The 16,651-nt window shown below is 67.0% G+C and carries 17 protein-coding genes; 6 read left to right on the top strand and 11 right to left on the bottom strand.

From position 1 onward, the window contains the following. Nucleotides 1-182 precede the first annotated feature (182 nt). From CQ050_RS16805 to cynS, 6 genes are all read left to right on the top strand, one after another. Complete coding sequence (locus CQ050_RS16805; RefSeq protein ID WP_105557955.1) at nt 183-1,298, top strand: PAS domain-containing sensor histidine kinase; 1,116 nt, start codon at nt 183-185, stop codon at nt 1,296-1,298. Between the two features lie 8 nt (nt 1,299-1,306). Next, on the top strand, nt 1,307-1,945 hold the full coding sequence (locus tag CQ050_RS16800) for a response regulator transcription factor (RefSeq protein ID WP_105557954.1): 639 nt from the start codon (nt 1,307-1,309) through the stop codon (nt 1,943-1,945). A 135-nt stretch (nt 1,946-2,080) separates the two neighbouring features. Continuing rightward, nucleotides 2,081-3,427, top strand: a complete 1,347-nt coding sequence (locus CQ050_RS16795) for a CmpA/NrtA family ABC transporter substrate-binding protein (RefSeq protein WP_105557953.1) — start codon at nt 2,081-2,083, stop codon at nt 3,425-3,427. Further along, complete coding sequence (gene ntrB / locus CQ050_RS16790; protein WP_105557952.1) at nt 3,427-4,269, top strand: nitrate ABC transporter permease; 843 nt, start codon at nt 3,427-3,429, stop codon at nt 4,267-4,269. The genes CQ050_RS16795 and ntrB overlap by 1 nt, the downstream gene beginning before the upstream one ends. Nucleotides 4,270-4,273: 4 nt before the next feature. Next, entirely contained in the window at nt 4,274-5,068 is a 795-nt protein-coding gene (locus tag CQ050_RS16785) for an ABC transporter ATP-binding protein (RefSeq protein WP_105557951.1), read from the top strand. 11 nt (nt 5,069-5,079) lie between these two features. Further along, nucleotides 5,080-5,523, top strand: coding sequence for a cyanase (gene cynS / locus CQ050_RS16780; RefSeq protein WP_105557975.1), 444 nt, complete (start codon nt 5,080-5,082; stop codon nt 5,521-5,523). Between the two features lie 75 nt (nt 5,524-5,598). Here cynS and pdxK read toward each other — a convergent pair whose 3' ends face one another. From pdxK to CQ050_RS16725, 11 genes are all read right to left on the bottom strand, one after another. Continuing rightward, nucleotides 5,599-6,462 (bottom strand): pyridoxine/pyridoxal/pyridoxamine kinase, encoded by an 864-nt coding sequence (pdxK, locus tag CQ050_RS16775; RefSeq protein ID WP_105557950.1) that lies wholly within the window; start codon nt 6,460-6,462, stop codon nt 5,599-5,601. A 59-nt stretch (nt 6,463-6,521) separates the two neighbouring features. Next, on the bottom strand, nt 6,522-7,019 hold the full coding sequence (locus CQ050_RS16770; protein WP_105557949.1) for an RES family NAD+ phosphorylase: 498 nt from the start codon (nt 7,017-7,019) through the stop codon (nt 6,522-6,524). Further along, a complete protein-coding gene (locus CQ050_RS16765; protein ID WP_233214112.1) occupies nt 7,016-7,411 on the bottom strand; it encodes an MbcA/ParS/Xre antitoxin family protein in 396 nt (131 codons plus the stop codon). Before CQ050_RS16765 ends, CQ050_RS16770 begins: the two co-directional genes overlap by 4 nt. A 37-nt stretch (nt 7,412-7,448) precedes the next feature. Next, nucleotides 7,449-8,507 (bottom strand): peptidylprolyl isomerase, encoded by a 1,059-nt coding sequence (locus tag CQ050_RS16760; protein ID WP_105557947.1) that lies wholly within the window; start codon nt 8,505-8,507, stop codon nt 7,449-7,451. 72 nt (nt 8,508-8,579) lie between these two features. Further along, nucleotides 8,580-9,107, bottom strand: coding sequence for a YbjN domain-containing protein (locus tag CQ050_RS16755; RefSeq protein ID WP_105557946.1), 528 nt, complete (start codon nt 9,105-9,107; stop codon nt 8,580-8,582). A gap of 42 nt (nt 9,108-9,149) precedes the next feature. Then, on the bottom strand, nt 9,150-9,848 hold the full coding sequence (locus CQ050_RS16750) for a DNA repair protein (protein WP_105557945.1): 699 nt from the start codon (nt 9,846-9,848) through the stop codon (nt 9,150-9,152). Between the two features lie 4 nt (nt 9,849-9,852). Then, the gene (locus CQ050_RS16745; RefSeq protein ID WP_105557944.1) at nt 9,853-11,547 is read right to left on the bottom strand and encodes a putative porin; all 1,695 of its coding nucleotides are present in this window, start codon (nt 11,545-11,547) and stop codon (nt 9,853-9,855) included. A 36-nt stretch (nt 11,548-11,583) separates the two neighbouring features. Then, complete coding sequence (locus tag CQ050_RS16740; RefSeq protein ID WP_105557943.1) at nt 11,584-12,297, bottom strand: TonB C-terminal domain-containing protein; 714 nt, start codon at nt 12,295-12,297, stop codon at nt 11,584-11,586. A 16-nt stretch (nt 12,298-12,313) separates the two neighbouring features. Beyond that, entirely contained in the window at nt 12,314-12,733 is a 420-nt protein-coding gene (locus CQ050_RS16735; protein ID WP_006222018.1) for a biopolymer transporter ExbD, read from the bottom strand. Nucleotides 12,734-12,742: 9 nt separating this feature from the next. Further along, entirely contained in the window at nt 12,743-14,665 is a 1,923-nt protein-coding gene (locus CQ050_RS16730) for a DUF2341 domain-containing protein (RefSeq protein WP_105557942.1), read from the bottom strand. A 38-nt stretch (nt 14,666-14,703) separates the two neighbouring features. Then, nucleotides 14,704-16,353, bottom strand: coding sequence for a ShlB/FhaC/HecB family hemolysin secretion/activation protein (locus CQ050_RS16725; RefSeq protein ID WP_105557941.1), 1,650 nt, complete (start codon nt 16,351-16,353; stop codon nt 14,704-14,706). Between the last annotated feature and the right edge of the window lie 298 nt (nt 16,354-16,651).

Raw genomic sequence — 16,651 nt, 5'->3', positions numbered from 1 at the left:
AGCCGGCTTCCGCCAGTGGCTGCAGCACGCCGCGGGCGGCGCCGCCCGCGCCCACGTCCCGCCGCTGGCGCCACACGCCCCCCCCCCGCGCCCCACCCCAAGCCTCCCGGAAAATCCCCCAAAAAACCACCGGCAAAAAAAACGCGCAAGGGCCGGGGAAGCCCCCGGGAAAAAGCAAAACCATGTTCGCCGACCTGAACCACCTCTCGCACCACGCCGCCTGGCGCCGGCAGTTGGAAATGCTTCTGGAATCCGCCGGCGAAGGCATCTACGGCATCGACCTGCGCGGCCGGTGCATCTTCATCAACGGCCCCGGCGCCACCATGCTCGGCTACACCCCCGACGAAGTCGTCGGCCGCAACATGCACTACCTGATCCATCACTCCCACGCCAACCGCGCCCTTATGCACGTGCATGACTGCCGCATCTTCCGCGCCTTCCGCGAAGGCCGTGGCGAACGAGTCGACGATGAAGTGCTCTGGCGCCGTGACGGCTCGTGTTTCGACGCCCAATACGCCTCCTATCCCATCCTCGACGACCACGAAGTCGTCGGCGCCGTCGTCACCTTTTCCGACATCACCGACCGCAAACGCACCGAACGCGAACTGGAACGCCGCGTCGGCGAACGCACCGCCGAACTCAGCGACGCCCACGACTCGCTGCGCCGCCTGTCCTCGCACCTGTCCAGCCTGCGCGAAGAAGAACGCGCCCACATCGCCCGCAACATCCACGACGAACTTGGCGCTTCGTTCACCGCCCTCCAGCTGGACTTGAATTGGCTGCGCCGCCAGCTGGGCGCCACGCCGGCCTTGCAAACCCACGTCGACCGCATGTTGGACGTCACCCAGACGGCCATGGGCGCCACGCGCCGCATCCTGACTGACCTGCGGCCCGTCGTGCTGGACCACCTGGGCCTGTGGGCGGCGCTGGAAACGCTGCTGCAAGACCTGCAGGCCCGCACCGGCCTGCAATGCCGCTACCTGTGCCCCCCAGACACCGAACGCCGCCGGCTGGATCGCAACGCCGAAATCGCCGTCTACCGCATCGTCCAGGAACTGCTGACCAACGTGCAGCGCCACGCCCGCGCCCGCAGCGTCAGCGTCAGCGCGGCCTGGAGCGACGACGGCCTGCTACTGACCGTGGAAGACGACGGCATCGGCATGCTGCTGCCCGAAGCGCCCCGCACCTTCGGCATCCTTGGCATGCGCGAACGCGCCCGCGGCATCGGCGGCGACCTTGCGCTGGACAGCGCCCCCGGCGCCGGCATGCGCGCCCGCCTGCGCCTTCCTCCCACCTGACCCGCGACATGGCCCTGAACCTGCTTATCGTCGATGACCACCTCATCATCCGCCGCGGCCTGGCCCGCATCCTGGAAGAAGACGCGCGCGTCGCCCTTGTCCATGAAGCCGCCGACGCGCCGTCCGCCTTGCGCGCCCTGCGCCAGGCCCGCTACGACGCCATGGTGCTGGACGTAGCGCTGGGCGAACGCGACGGCCTCGACGTACTGAAGACCGTGCGCGCCGACTACCCCTCGCTGGGCGTCGTCATGCTGTCCGTCTACCCCGAAACGCAGTTTGCCGTGCGCGCGCTGCGCACCGGCGCCCATGCCTATCTGAACAAAGGCTGCGACCCCGACGAATTGCTGTCCGCGCTGGTGAACGCCGCCGCCGGAAAAATGTACGTGACGCCCGCCGTGGCCGAACTGCTGGCGCAGACCGTGCGCCAGGACAGCTCGCGCCTGCCGCACGAACTGCTGTCGAACCGCGAATTCCAGGTATTGCAGCTACTGGTAGCCGGCCGCTCGGTCTCGGCCATCGGCGAACAGCTGGCGTTGTCGGTCAACACGATCTCGACATATCGCAGCCGCATATTCGAAAAACTGGGCGTGCGCACGCTGGTGGAACTGGTGGCCTACGCCAACACGCACCAGCTGGGTGCACCGTAGCCACCTGCGCACCAGCGCAGCGCACGGCGCGCACCGCGTAGTAAAGGCACTACACGCATATCGTCGAACCCGGGATACCGGCGCGGCGCGGCCGGCCCCATGATGGCTCCAACCCAGTCTGGCCGGAGCCATCCCATGTCCCTATTCAGCAATCCGTTCGACGCCGATACCCGTCTTGCCTGCGGTTGCGGCCGCCACGCCTCGAAAGCCGAACACGAGCGCGCCAGCCAATCCGCGGCGGACAGCGCCGTCGAACAAGCGGTGATGCGCGCCCTCTTTCCCCAAGACGCGCTGCGCCGGCGCTTCCTGCGCGCGGTGGGCAGCGGTACCGCCATGGCCGCCATCGCGTCAATCTTCCCGCTGGCCGCCGCCCGTGACGCCTTCGCGCAATCCACCGGCCCGCTGGAAAAGCAGAAGCTGAAAGTCGGCTTCATTCCCATCACCTGCGCCACGCCCATCATCATGGCGCATCCCATGGGTTTCTACGCCAAACAGGGCCTGGACGTGGAAGTGGTGAAAACGGCCGGCTGGGCGCTGATCCGCGACAAGGCCATGTCGGGCGAATACGACGCGGCGCACATGCTGTCGCCGATGCCGCTGGCGATCTCGATGGGCGTCGGCGCCAGCCGCGCGGTGCCGTGGACGATGCCCGCCGTGGAGAACATCAACGGCCAGGCCATCACCTTGTCCATGAAGCACAAGGACCGTCGCGATCCCAAGGACTGGAAAGGCTTCAAGTTTGCCGTACCGTTCGACTATTCCATGCACAACTATCTGTTGCGCTACTACCTGGCCGAGCACGGCCTGGACCCCGACACCGACGTACAGATCCGTTCCGTGCCGCCGCCCGAAATGGTGGCCAACCTGCGCGCCGACAACATCGACGGCTTCCTGGCGCCCGACCCGGTGAACCAGCGCGCCGTCTACGATGGCGTGGGCTTCATCCACACCCTGTCCAAAGCGATCTGGGACGGCCACCCCTGCTGCGCGTTCTCGGCCAGCAAGGAATTCGTGACGACGATGCCCAACACGTACCAGGCGCTGTTGAAGGCCATCATCGAAGCCACGGCCTACGCCCGCGCACCGGCGCACCGCAAGGAAATCGCCGCCGCCATTGCCGCGCCCAATTATCTGAACCAGCCCGTCACGGTGGTGGAGCAGGTGCTGACCGGCACCTACGCCGATGGCCTGGGCAAGGTACTGAGCGACCCCAACCGCATCGATTTCGACCCCATGCCCTGGCAGTCGTTCGCCGTCTGGATCCTGACGCAAATGAAGCGTTGGGGCCAGGTCAAGGGCGACGTGGACTACCAGAAGGTGGCAAGCGAGGTCTTCCTGGCCACCGACGCCGTGCGCCTGATGCGCGAAGCCGGGCTGACCCCGCCCGCCGAAACGGCGAGGACATTCAGCATCATGGGAAAGCCATTCGACCCCAGCCAGCCCGAGGCCTACCTGGCCGGTTTCAAGATCCGGAGGACTTGATGCGGTCCGTGCAACATTGGCGGGCGGCATTCCTGTCCATCGCGCTGTTCCTGGCCTTCCTGCTGCTGTGGCACGTTGCCACCCGCCCCGAGACGGGCGGCGCGACGGTGGACCCGGCCTATGCCGCCCTGGTCGGCAACGCCGCGGCCAGCGGCTCGAAAACGCCGTTCCCCGGGCCCGCCGACGTCGGCGCGCAGCTGTGGCGGCACCTGCAAGACCCGTTCTACGACCGCGGCCCCAACGACAAGGGCATCGGCGTGCAGTTGGCCTATTCGGTGGCCCGCGTGCTGACGGGTTTCGGTCTGGCGGCGCTGGTGGCGGTTCCGCTGGGATTCCTGATCGGCATGTCCAAGACCGTCTATCGCGCCTTCGACCCGTTTATCCAGGTGCTCAAGCCCATCTCGCCGTTGGCCTGGATGCCGCTTGCGCTCTACACCATCAAGGATGCGGACACGTCCGCCATCTTCGTCATCTTCATCTGCTCGTTGTGGCCGATGCTGGTGAATACCGCCTTTGGCGTGGGCGCGGTGCGGCAGGACTGGCTGAACGTCGCGCGCACGCTGGAAGTGTCGCGCCTGCGCACCGCGCTGCAGGTGGTGCTGCCCGCGGCGGCGCCCACCATCATGACCGGCATGCGAATATCGGTGGGCATTGCTTGGCTGGTGATCGTGGCCGCCGAAATGCTGATCGGCGGCACGGGCATCGGCTACTTCGTCTGGAATGAATGGAACAACCTGTCCATCGCGAACATCATCTGCGCCATTTTCTTCATTGGCCTGATCGGCATGCTGCTGGATACCCTGCTGGCGCGCGCCGCCCGGCTGGTCAGCTACCGGGAATGACGCCATGAGCCAATCTTTCCTGCAAGTCGAAGGGCTGGGAAAACGCTACCCGAGCCGCAACGGGCAGCCTCAGCCGCCCGTCTTCGAGAACATCGATTTCACCATCGAACAAGGCCAGTTCGTATGCGTGATCGGCCATTCCGGCTGCGGCAAGACAACCATCCTGAACGTACTGGCCGGCATCGACGACACGCATGAGGGCGTCGTCATCATGGACGGCCGCCAGATCGCCGGGCCGTCGCTGGAACGCGGCGTCGTATTCCAGGCGCACGCCCTGCTGCCGTGGCTGACCGCGCTGCAGAACGTGGAATTCGGCGTGCGGTCGCGCTGGCCCGCCTATGACCGCGAGCAGGTGCGCGCGCACAGCCTGCGCTATCTGGACATGGTTGGCCTGGCGCAAGCGGCCGGCAAGAAGCCCTGCGAACTGTCGGGCGGCATGAAGCAACGCGTGGGCATTGCCCGCGCCTTCGCGATCCAGCCCAAGATGCTGTTGCTGGACGAGCCGTTCGGCGCGCTGGACGCGCTGACGCGCGGCACCATCCAGGACGAACTGCGCGCCATCGTCCAGGAAACGCGCCAGACCGTATTCATGATCACGCATGATGTGGACGAGGCGATCCTGCTGTCGGACCGCGTCTTGCTGATGAGCGCGGGCCCCTATGCCCGTATTGCCGAGTCCGTCAACGTGGATCTGCCGCGTAACCGCACCCGGGCCAGCCTGCACCACGAACCCCGCTACTACGAAATCCGCAACCATCTCGTCGACTTCCTGGTCGACAAGGCATCCCACAAGGAGTGAATCCCATCATGATGTCCCGCGCTGAAGTCACCGAACTGATCGTCACCCGCAAACTGGAAAAGAAGCTGAGCTGGGCCGCCATCGCTGAAGCCGTCGGCCAAAGCAAGGAATGGACCACGGCCGCGTTGTTGGGCCAGATGACGCTGACCGAGGAACAGGCCCTGGCCGCCGCGCGCGTGCTGGACCTGCCCGCCGACGCGGTCGTGCAACTGCAGGTGGTGCCCTACAAGGGGTCGCTGCCCACGTCGGTGCCCACCGATCCGCTGATCTACCGCTTCTATGAACTGATCAACGTGTATGGCACCACGTTCAAGGCGCTGATCAACGAGGAGTTCGGCGACGGCATCATGAGCGCCATCGACTTCAAGATGGATTTGTCGCGCGAAGCCGATCCCAAGGGCGACCGCGTACAGATCGTGATGAGCGGCAAGTTCCTGCCGTACAAGACGTACTGACGCGAAGGCCCCCTTCCGGGAACGGCGCCTGTCCGCCCCGGACCGGGTCGCGCTGAATGGGGCCGTGCGCCGGTCCTAGTCTTCCACGGCCAGCTCTTCCCACGCCAGCTCGCGCGTGCGTTCCAGCGTCGCCGTGACCTGGCCCGCGGCCTCGCGCGCGGCGTCGGGCAGGTCTTGCCCGGTCAGCAGCCTGGCCGTCAGGCTGGCCATGAACACGTCGCCCGTGCCGTGCACCGACGGCGGGATGGCGATTTCGGGATGGGTGACGATGCTGGCCTTATCACGCGTCACCACCGCCAGCTGCAACGTGCCGGGCGTGGCCGCCATCGGGGCCGCGCTGGTCACGACGATCCATTCGGGGCCCTTCGCGATCAGCTCGCGCGCGGCCGCCACCACGTCGTCGATGGACGCCAGGGCCCGGCCGACCAGTAATTCCAGCTCGAAGTGGTTCGGGGTCATGCCGTCGGCAAGCGGCACCAGCAGGCCGCGGTACTGCGCGACCAGGCCCGCGTCCACGTACAGGCCATCGTTGCGGTCGCCCATCACGGGATCGATGTGCACGCGCAGGTCCGGACGCGCGGCGCGCAACGCCGGTAGCCAGCGCGCCAGCAGGTCCGCCTGGCCGGGTTGTCCCAGGTAGCCGCAGACGACGGCACGCGCCACCTTGGTGACACCGCGCTCGTCCAGCCCCTTCAGCAGGCCTTCGAACCAATCCAGCGGTACCGCGCCGCCGTGCAGCGTCGGGTAATGCGGCGTGTTGCTCAAGATAACGGTGGGTACCGCGATGGCGCGCAGTCCCGCGCGGCGGAAGACCGGCATGGCGGCGTTGTTGCCGACATAGCCATAGACGACTTGGGACTGGATGGAAACGATGTCCACCTGCGCGGTGTAGGCGGGCAACGCTGCGCCCGGCGTGGGGGCAGCGGAGAGTGCGGTCATACGGCGGGCTCCTGACGGGAACGGTTGCACGCCGGCACCAGAGCCGACGGAGCCCCATTCTAGTCCCGCGCGCCGCCCCCGCCCGCCGCCACCAGCCACCCGGCTCCTTCCAGCACCGCGTCGGCAATTCCCGCCAGGTGCGGCGCGTAGGGATACGCCACCGACGACACGATCTGGCATCGCGCCAGATGCGGGTGGGCAGCGTTAAGCAGGTATTGCACGCCGCCCGCCGCCGACGGCACCCGAAGCAGCAGGGTGTCGCCGCGCGCCAGCCAGGCATCGCCAACCGCCCGGGTCGCAGGCAGATCCGTTTCCCAATGCGGGGGCACGGTCGCGTCGCTGACGGCATGGTCCGGCGCCATCACTTCCAGCAGGAAGTAGTGGCTGGGCAAGGCCTGCGGATGCGCCACCTCCGACAAGGCCAGCCGCGCGAAGACGGCGGCAGCCGGGTTCGCGTCCAGCACCACCACCGGCGCGCCCGCGCCATGCCAGCGGCCCGGCGGTCGGGCCCGCGGTTGCAGGTCCTGGCTGTTGCTCAAGCGCCAAAGCGCAATCATGGACCATTTCCTTCATCGATATCGATGAGCCATTCTTCGATTGCCACGGCGTGTTTGCCGTGCTGGCACAGCAATAAGGGCACCCGCCCCAGCAAACGCCTTTTGGGGCTGCTCAGCCACTGGTGCGCCCGCTCGCGGCTGCCGAACACCAGTTCGGCCAGCCAGCTGACCCGCAACGCCCGGTACAGCACGCGCAAGTCGGACAGATCCAGCCCCGACTCGCGCGCCCCCTCACGGGCGTGGCCCGGCCCCTGGTCGGGCACCAGCGGGAACCAACGGCCCAGCCCGTCGGGATAGGTCTGGCGCAACGCCTGAAGCAACGCCCCTGCGCATTGGAGGCTGGCCGGCGCACTGGCATCGCCCAGCGCCAGCGTCAGACGGGTGTCCAACACTTGCCCGACGGCTCCCGCCGTGTGCGGCGCCGTCTTCTCACTGTGCGCGGGCGACGGCCGGGCTGGCCGTCGAGAGGGTCGCGGTTTGTTCGAACGCGGCATTGAGGGCCGCGCCATCGATGCTGACGGTACCGGCATTCAACAAGCCCTCCAGATAGGCGCGCGCGGCCAGTTCCTGGCGTTGCGAGCGAAGCGCGGCGCGCAGCTCTTCCTTTACTTGATCGAACGGCGTGACGCTGGCCGCGCGGAATGCGGACAGCTTCAGGATGTGAAACCCCGCCGCCGACTGCACCGGGGCAGATACCTCGCCCTCTTTCATCTGCTCGATCACCGGACGCATCTCGGGCGTCAACTGCGCCAGCGGCAGGAAGCCGATATCGCCGCCCTGCGCGCGCGTGGTGTCGTCGCGCGAGAAGTTCTGCGCCAAGGCCGCGAAATCCGCCTTGGGCGCCTGCGCGCGCTTGACCAGGTCCTGGGCCTGTTTGCGTGCCGATGCCACCGCGTCGCCATCGCCCAGGGCGGCCGGCAGGAAGATCTGGCTGACGCGGTACTGGGCCGGCACCGCCAGTTGCGGCTTGGCGCGCTCGTAGGCGGCTTGTAGGTCCGCCTGGGCCGGATAGTCGTCCGGCGCCCGGCTGACCGACTCCAGATAGCTTTGCAGCACGATCCTTTCTTGCGCCGCCTGGAACGCGCGCTTGATTTCCGGTTTGTCCTGCCAGCCCTGCGCGCGGGCTTGTTCGATCAACGCCTTTTCGGCCAGGCGCGCACGCAGCCATTGGTCCAGACCGGCACGATTTTCCTTCAATTGCCCGCGCGCCTGCGGCGGCATGGCCTGCAGTTGGCGCAGCAGTTCATCGCGGTCCACCTGCACGGCGCCCAGCGTCGCGATCGCAGGCGGCCGGTTGGCCTGCACCGCGGCAGGCGCAAGCGCGGGTGCCACGGCGGGCGCGGCGGATGCCAGCACTTTGGTGGGCGCGCTTTCGCTGCTTTGAGCATCGTTGCCGCGCATCAGCGCAACCGCGCCGGCCAATGCGGCGATCAACAGGACCGCCGCGGTCACGCGCAGCCGATGGGACGAATTCAGGATCTTGGTCATGATGGGAACCTCTATGGAACTTCAGTGCACCGCCGGACAGGCCTGCATCCGGCGGCGCGCTGCGGGGCCGCGCTATGCGGCAGCCGTCGCGTCGGTGGTTTCGGCGTTGACGGGTTCGGTGTCGAGGCGCTGCGGCGCTTCGGCGGCGCCCTCCGCCGGGGCGTCGGCAGGAGTGTCTTGGTCCGACGCATTGGCGCGCAGGAACAGCAGGAATTCCTGCAACAGGCGATCCCACAGCTCGGTGGTGGCGCGCAGATAGGTCTCCGACACGCCCCCGGCCACGATCACGTCCAGTTCCAGCACCAGGAACACGCCTTGCACCGACAGGCGGGCAAAACGCTTTTCCACGTTCCAGCGGTCGGCCAGGCCGGCCGGCAGTTCGCCCTGCACGCGCAACGCGCAGCTCAGCGTGTAGTCCAGATAATGCCCTTCCTGCTGGGCCGGGTTGCCCATGCGGGCGGCAAAGCCGACGCCCTGGCTGGCGCTCAGCAACTGGACCATGCCATTCTGCTCGGACAAGGTCACGCGGTAGCCCGCGGATTGCAGCAGCGTTTGCAGGCGTTCAGCGTTCACGTCAAGAATCAGGCTGGTTTCGGTCATTTCGGTATTTCCTGGATAAAGACAATTGCAATCAGGGACAGACTACGGGTTGGACGTTGCAGCCGCTTGACTGCGCGGCGCCTGCGCGTCGTACAGCTTGTCGCCATACGCCTGCGCCTGCTCTTCGAACTTGACGCGCGCGCGGCCGGCAAAGGGCTGCTTGAGCGCCAGGATGTCGCCGGTGCTGATGCGCTCGTAGGCGTTCAGGATTTCCTTGCCGGCCTCGTACATGTCGCGATTCTTGGCCAGGCAGACCTTGACCTCGTCGTCGCGTTGCGCCAGGTTGCGGGCCAGTGTCTGGCGTTCCGCCTCCTTGGCCCGGGTCAGCGTCAAGAGCTCGTCGTAGGCCCCCTTGAACTTTCCCAGTTGCGCGTGGCTGGCGGCGACTTGTGCCTGGGCGCTTTCCATCACCGCGCCCTGCTGCTCTGCCAGCTTCTCGGCCTGCCCACGGCTCTTGGCCAATTGCGCGCGCAACGACTCCAGCTCTTTTTGCGCCGCGTCGCGCTGGGCTTCGGCGGCCGCCTTGGCCGCGTTCACCTGCGCCTGCTCGCTTTGCAATTGCTGCAGCTGCTGCGTCGTGCTGCGCAACTGGGCGCGCAGGCGCTCTTCCATGCTTTCGGCTTGCGCGCCGCCGCTCAAGCTGAGCCCGGCCGCGCATAGGGCCACGGCGGCGGCGAACCGCCGACCGCGGCCCGCCGCGGCCGGATGGCGGGATTCATCCCATACGATGTGCATGTCCATGGCCTCAGAACCTGGCGTTGATTTCAAACTGCATCGTGTCGATGGCCAAGGGCGGACCGTAGATCTCCTTGGTGCTCATCCAGCGGAAGACGCCGTAGACGTTCTTCTCGAAGGCATAGCCCCCGCCGATGTAGTAGCCGCGCGCGTTGGTGCCGCCCTGGTGGAACGACGAATCGTTGAACGCATCAGGCAGCGCATCGGGTTGGATGTACTTGTAGCCAACGAAGGCCAGCCAATCGCCCTTTTCCTTCAGGTCGTACGAACGGCCGAGCGTGGCTTGCAGCATCCAGGCATTCGGACCGCTTTCGATGTCGCCGTTGTCGCCGAAGTTGTTGACGATGTAGCCCTGCGAGCGGCTCGCCATCTTGCTCTTGCTGTAGGCCAGGTTGCGGATGTAGTTGCCGTTCAAGCGCAGACCCAGGCCGTCGAACACGCGGGTATCCCAGCGCAGGTTCACGTCCAGCAGGTCGAACTTGGACGCCAGGCCCACGTACTGCGGTTGCGGCGTGTCGGCCGGATTGAGCGGATTGGGCGCGATGTTGCGCAGCAGGAACAGCGTGTTGCCCTTCTGCATGAAGGCCGGGCGCGACCAGTCGGTGTCGCAGTTCTCGGCGCCCGCCCACGGCGAGCAGGAGCTGGAGCGCTTGCCCGCGATGTTGTCGAAATGGTAGTAGGCCAGCGCGCCGCGCAGGCTGTTCTGATTGTTGATCTTCCAGTCGGCGCCGACCTGCGCGCCCAGCAGCCATTTATTTTCGGTGCTGCCCTCGCTCATCGACGACGAACTCCAGCCGTTGTTCGCGTATTCCGTCGCAAACGCGCCCAGTGTGCCGAAGAGCGTGACGTCGCGGCCCTGCAAGGGGTGCTTGAAGATCGCGGCGATACCGTCAAAGTTCAGGTCATTGGAAAACAGCGTATCGGTGGATTCGAACGGATTGGCGACACGGCCGCCCGTGACGGTGGCCCACTTGGCGGGGCGATACGTCAGGTAGGCCTGGTCCAGCCAGATGTCCTTCTTGCCCATGCCGCCGCCCAGGGTCTGGGACGTGGATACCGGGCTGTCATCGCTGCCGGTGGCCAGGCGGATGCCGGCAGTCCAGGCTTCCGAGATCTCGGCGCGCACACCCAGGCGGGCGCGGATGCGCAGCTGGTTGCGGCGGTCTTCACGCGTGTTCAGCATCGGCGGGTAGCCGCCGTTGGTGTTGGGATTGACGTCGTACGGTCCCTTGGCGTTGAGCTTGGCGAAATCGGTGATTTCGTTGCTGTTGCCGCCGTTGTAGAAGCGCGATTCGTCGCGTACCCGCACGTCGCCTTCCACCGTGATGCGTGACACCCAGTCCGGGAACGTGTTGGGTTGTGCCCAGTTTTCTTCCTTGGCCTGCACCATGACTTCGGCCTTGACCTCGTCGCGGATCTGGTCGCGCACGGTCTGCGGGATGTAGGGCACGCGCACGTCGCCCGCCTGCGCCACGGCCGCGCCGCGATCCGGCGTGGCCTGGCGCGCGGCGCGGGCTTCGGCTTCCGCCTGCGCGACCAGCGCGTCGGCCTGATCGGGTTTAAGCACGCCCTGCTGCACCAGCAGGCGGATCAGGTTGATGGTGGCGTTTTCGGACGGCGCGGGCGCGCTGTGCGCCGGCAGCGCGGCGGCACTCGCCGCGACCAGCGCCAGCAATGCCGCCAGCCGGTTTAGTTCGAACTTCATTCTCTAGTCACTCCGGGATCAGGTCTGTTCGGGATTTCAGGAAGGCCGGCGGCCGGTCAGCGACGCGCGGATAGGCATGTTGGCGGTGGCAGGCGGGCGCTCATCCAGGCCCGGCACGGCGCGCAACGCGGCAACCACGCGCGCGTCGACATCGGCGTCGCCGCTGCCGCGGGTCAGTTCCACCCGGGTGATCTGGCCAGACGCCGTTAGCCAGATGTTGGCTTTCAGGCGGAAGGTCAGGTTGCGGGTGCGCTCGTCTTCGCGCAGGATTTTTTGCAGCGCATAGGCCAGGTATTGGCTGTAGGTGGCGTTGCCCGCGCGGCCGCCTCCACCGCCCGCCATGCCCTTGCCTTGGCCCGCGCCGATGTTGAACGCGTCGTTGCCGGCCTGCGCATCGCCGTCGATCTGCATCGGGTTGGCCAGATCGTCGGCCGGGCGCGGGGGCGCTTCGTCCTGCGGCTTGGGCGGTTCGGGCGTGGGCTGCGGCTCGGGTTCGGGCGTGGCCACGGGTTCTTCCTTGGGCTGTTCCTGCTCCGGCGGCTTTTCGGGTTCGGGCGGCGGCGGCGGGGGCGGCGGCAACGGGATGATGGCCGTGACCTTGGGCGCATCGCGCCGAACGCCGGACATATCGTTGGCCCAGCGCCATAGCGCGTAGGCCGCCACCGCCGCGGCCACCGCGACGGCCGCCAGCTTCAGCCAGCGGCGCGCCGGATGCGGGACGCGCGAGGAATCGGATGCGTGTTGCGGCATGACGTTGTCCTGGCCCTTATTGCGGCTTGCCGGTCACGAGACCGACCTGGGCAAGCTCCAGGCGGCGCAGCAGATCCAGTACTTCCACTACCTTCTGGTACTGCACGGCGGCGTCGCCGCGCACAATCACCGGAAAATCCGGATTCAGCGCTTTCTCCGTGCGCAGCCGGTCTTCCAGCTCGGGCAAGGTGACCGGATAGGCGTCCAGGAAAACCTGGCCCGCGTCATTGACGGAAATCGCCTTGGTCTTCGGCTGCGACAAGGCCATGGTGGAACTGGCCTTGGGCAGGTTGACCTTGATGCCGGCGATCTGCGCGGTGGCGGTCAGGATGAACATGACCAGCACGACCATCAGCACGTCGACCAGCGGCGTGATGTTGATGCCGTCCACGGGCGCGTCATCGTCATCGTCCTGGGATGCGGATACGGAAGCCATGAATGCTCCTTATGCCTCGGCGGCGACGGGTTGCGCGTCGCGGGCGGCCGGGCGGCTAGCCGCCGGCGCACGCGTTGCGGGATGGTGGGCGGCTTCCTGCGCTTGCGTTTCGCCGTGCACTTCGGCCAGGCGCGTGACGAATTCGTCGACGAACACGCGCATGTCGGCGCTGACTTCCTTGTTGCGCGACACCAGGCGGTTGTAGCCAAACAGCGCGGGGATCGCGACGAACAGACCCATCGCGGTGGCCAGCAGGGCCGCGGCCATGCCCGGAGCAATGGCGTTGATGTTCACATCGCCGGCCATTGCCGTGCCCAGGAACACCACCATGATGCCCAGCACGGTGCCCAGCAGGCCGATGTAGGGGCCGCCCGCGATGGCGTTGGACAGCACGCCCAGCTTGGCGCCCAGCACCTGGTTTTCCTTGGTGCGCACGGCGTCCATCGATGCGCGGATGGCCTCGATCGTGGCGGCCGAGATCGACGTGGTGTCGGCGCCCTGGGCGCGGCGGGTGCGGATCTCGTTGACCGCCACGCGGTACAGGCGCCACAGCGAGGCGTGTTCCAGCCGTTGGGCCAGACCGGCGTCATCGGCCAGCATTTCCAGGCGCTTGCCGACGTTGGCGAAAGACTCCCGGAACGCTTCATTGGCGCGCGCCAGGCGGGCCACGTTGCGGCTCTTCTTGATCATGATGATCCAGGACTGCACCATCATCAGCACCAGCACGCCGATGATGATCCACGCGTCGATCGGCACCGCCTTGAGCAAGAAGCCCATGCCGCCGAAACCGAAACCCGACTGCTCTTCGTCCGCGCCGTAGGCGACCAGACGCGACTCCGCGCCCTGCGAGCTGGCATCGGCGTAGATCAAGGCGGCGGGACGCGCCACCTTGGACAAACGAACTTCGTCGATGGCGCCCACGAACGGCGCGTAGACGGGGCGCGCGGCGGGCGCCGGCGCGGCGTCGGCCGGTACCGTGCCATCCGCGGCGGGGACGGCAGCGGGCGCCACGGGCGCGGCCGGCGCGGGCACGTCGCCCCCCAGGGCGGCGATGGCGCCAAGCGGCGGCAGGCTGGCGGCCAGCGACGCGGTGGCGCGGCCGTTCACGTACAGATGGACCTGGCTGCCGTCGGCCGTCACCGCCAGGTGTTGCCAGGCGGCGGGCGTCAGCGGCTGGCCGGGCTGGCTGCGCTGGCCATTCACTTCCACGAACGGCACGCCCTGGTTGATACCAATCAGCAAGGCGTTGCCGGCGTCGCGGCGGGCGTAGACCAGTTGTTCGCCGGCCGGCTGGTCGGCGCGGACCCAGGCGCTGAACGTGAAAGCGCCTGCGGCCGGGATGGCCAGAGAGGGGCTGGCGGGAAGCATCAGCGGCGCGGCGCCCGTGAACTGCGCGGCCCGGCCGATGACGCCATCCACCGCGGCGCCCGTCGGGGTCTGGCCGTGGTTGCTGTAAGCGGTGGTGTCGCGCGGCGGCGCGCCAGCGGCGCCGTCGAAGTGATAGACCAGCGTGTAGTTCGGGTCGAACGTCAGTTGGCCATTGGCCGAGACCGGCGCCTTCTGGTTGCCGTAGTACATCCAGATGTCCTGGCGCTGACCGTCGGCCACTTCAGGCACGTCCACCCATACCAGCGCCATGCCCAGCAAGGGGTCGAAGGCTTCCACCTGGTGGTTCAGCACCGTCTGGTCGTCCGCGCCCACAAAACGGATGTCGGCGCCCTTCTCGTTGATGCCGTCGAAAGTGAAGTTGCCGGTGTGCAGGCGCACCAGCAGCGGCGTGCGGCCGGCCGGGCCGCCCAGCGGCATGCCTTGCGCGGTGCTGTCGACGGTGATTTGCTTGCGGTACTGCCAGTCAGGCTGCCACCAGGCGTGGGCGGCGGACGGCAATACGCCGGCCAGCACGGTCAGTAGGAGTATCAATAGGCGTTGCATGTTCAGGACTCCGGGATGAATGAGGAGGTCGCGTGCGCTCAGAAGCTGGCGCGCACGCTGAAGTTCAGTCGGGGATCGTGCTTGCGGGTGTTGGGGCCGTCTTTCAGCGGATAGCCCCAATCCAGCGAACCGGACAGCCAATCCATGACTTGCAGGCGGGTGCCCAGGCCGACGCTGGCGAGCGAGTAGCTGGCGTCCTGTTCGGGCAGCGGGTCGCGCAAGCGCAAAGTGGCGGCGTCGGCAAAGGCATAGAAGCGCCATTCGTTGACGTTCGCGCCCAGCCAGCGGGCCAGCGACGGCGTGCGCCATTCCACCGAACCCAACACACCGTCGTCGCCCGTGCGCTCCGCGGCCAGATAGCCGCGCACGCTGGTGGCGCCGCCCGCCGAGAACTGCTCGTTGGACACCAGGGCGCCCGAGGCCAACTGGAACGAGCCGCGCAGGCCCAGCTGCCAATCGCCGAACAGGTTTTGCGTATGCGTGCCATCGCCGCGCAACAGCGCGAAGCTGGGGTTGGCCCGATAGCGCTTGTCGTCGAACTCCTTCCAGTCGCTACCTTGATTGAAGAAGGAGCCGCTTGCGCCCACGACCGACAGGCCCAGGCTGCTTTGCGACGATTCGGAATAGCGGTAGCCGTTGTAGGCAAGCGTGAACGGCAGGTACTTGATGGGGATCTGGTCTTCGTTGGCGCCGAAACGCGTGGACTCATCGAACTTCTTGTAGTCCAGGCCCACGGACAGCGAATTGCTCCAATCGCCTTGCGGTTCCATCGTGTAGATGGCGGACAGGCCGAAGGAGTAACCCTTGCCCAGCACATTGGTGCCGCCGATCGTGGCCACGTTGCTGTCGCTCTTGTAGCCCGAGAATTGCAAGCTCCAGCGGCTGGAGAGCGGCATGGAATACGAACCCGACCACACCTTGGCGTTGTCGGTTTCCTGCGGCGCGGTGAAAAAGGTCAGGCTGACGGAATGACCCAGCTGCCAAAGGTTGTCGTAGCCCAGCGACGCTGTGCTGCGCAGGCGCGTGGTGTCGGCGCTGTAGTCGTTGTTCAGCCCCACGCTGGCATGCCATGGGCTTTTGTCTTCGACCTTCAGGTCCACGTCCATCGTGCCGGGCAGGCGCCCTTCCTTCACCAGCGGCACGACCTGGCGGCTGGCGCCCTTGTTCAGGTTCGTCAGTTCGGCCTGCGCGCGGTTGAAGTTGGGCACCTGGCCTTCCTGCAACGCCGGCACCTCGTCGCGAATCGCCAACGGGGAATAGTGCTGCGCGCCCACCACCCGCACGCGCCCCACCTTGGTCTCGGACACTTGCAGGAACACAATGCCGTCGGCGACCTGCTGTTCGGGCAGGTCCACGTACACCGACTGGTAGCCGCGTTCCTGATAAATGGCCTGCAAGGCTTCACGCGCGGACTCGATGTCGGCCAGCGTGCGGTCCGGGCCCAGGTAGGGGTAGACGGCGCGCTCGATGTCGCGGGCCTCCAGCACGGTATTGCCCCGCACGATGTACTCGTTGATGTTGACGCGGCGGCCCTCGGGGGCCGCTGCGCCGGCGGGCGCGGCGCCGGCTTCGGGCGCCGGCGCGGCTTGCGCCCACGCCGAGTGGATAGCGGCGGTCAGGACGAATGCTTGCGGCGCGCGGCGCAATATGGCGCGCAACGCGCGGCCCGTACTTTCGAAATCATGCATAGCGATGCACTCGGTTCCTTGTGTGAAATCCGGCCTGGTCACCGGCCGCTGCCGAGCCGTGCGCTTCGCGACAATCCCGTGACGGTTTTTGCCCGCCCTCCCGCGCTCACAGCTTCTGCTTGTTACTAGACGTGCCGGGAGGTCGAAGACCGCGCGTTGTAAGAAAAACTTCATGAAAAAGAATCGGCGAACGAAAACCCGGGCTGTCCGGCGGCGATTCTGGCCATGCGAGATGACGGCGCTAGCATGCAAGGTGAAAAAAAAGCGGCCAGGGATGCTGGCCGCTTCATGACACACC

The organism is Achromobacter sp. MYb9 (genome assembly GCF_002975275.1).
Taxonomy (GTDB): Bacteria; Pseudomonadota; Gammaproteobacteria; order Burkholderiales; family Burkholderiaceae_B; genus Achromobacter.
This window is presented reverse-complemented; position numbering and strand designations above follow the sequence as displayed.

Bases quoted from the DNA above. Each gene is read 5' to 3' on its own strand.
- CQ050_RS16805 (WP_105557955.1), top strand. From the start codon at position 183: ATGTTCGCCGACCTGAACCACCTCTCGCACCACGCCGCCTGGCGCCGG.
- CQ050_RS16800 (WP_105557954.1), top strand. From the start codon at position 1,307: ATGGCCCTGAACCTGCTTATCGTCGATGACCACCTCATCATCCGCCGC.
- CQ050_RS16795 (WP_105557953.1), top strand. From the start codon at position 2,081: ATGTCCCTATTCAGCAATCCGTTCGACGCCGATACCCGTCTTGCCTGC.
- ntrB (WP_105557952.1), top strand. From the start codon at position 3,427: ATGCGGTCCGTGCAACATTGGCGGGCGGCATTCCTGTCCATCGCGCTG.
- CQ050_RS16785 (WP_105557951.1), top strand. From the start codon at position 4,274: ATGAGCCAATCTTTCCTGCAAGTCGAAGGGCTGGGAAAACGCTACCCG.
- cynS (WP_105557975.1), top strand. From the start codon at position 5,080: ATGTCCCGCGCTGAAGTCACCGAACTGATCGTCACCCGCAAACTGGAA.
- pdxK (WP_105557950.1), bottom strand. From the start codon at position 6,462: ATGACCGCACTCTCCGCTGCCCCCACGCCGGGCGCAGCGTTGCCCGCC.
- CQ050_RS16770 (WP_105557949.1), bottom strand. From the start codon at position 7,019: ATGATTGCGCTTTGGCGCTTGAGCAACAGCCAGGACCTGCAACCGCGG.
- CQ050_RS16760 (WP_105557947.1), bottom strand. From the start codon at position 8,507: ATGACCAAGATCCTGAATTCGTCCCATCGGCTGCGCGTGACCGCGGCG.
- CQ050_RS16755 (WP_105557946.1), bottom strand. From the start codon at position 9,107: ATGACCGAAACCAGCCTGATTCTTGACGTGAACGCTGAACGCCTGCAA.
- CQ050_RS16750 (WP_105557945.1), bottom strand. From the start codon at position 9,848: ATGGACATGCACATCGTATGGGATGAATCCCGCCATCCGGCCGCGGCG.
- CQ050_RS16745 (WP_105557944.1), bottom strand. From the start codon at position 11,547: ATGAAGTTCGAACTAAACCGGCTGGCGGCATTGCTGGCGCTGGTCGCG.
- CQ050_RS16740 (WP_105557943.1), bottom strand. From the start codon at position 12,297: ATGCCGCAACACGCATCCGATTCCTCGCGCGTCCCGCATCCGGCGCGC.
- CQ050_RS16735 (WP_006222018.1), bottom strand. From the start codon at position 12,733: ATGGCTTCCGTATCCGCATCCCAGGACGATGACGATGACGCGCCCGTG.
- CQ050_RS16730 (WP_105557942.1), bottom strand. From the start codon at position 14,665: ATGCAACGCCTATTGATACTCCTACTGACCGTGCTGGCCGGCGTATTG.
- CQ050_RS16725 (WP_105557941.1), bottom strand. From the start codon at position 16,353: ATGCATGATTTCGAAAGTACGGGCCGCGCGTTGCGCGCCATATTGCGC.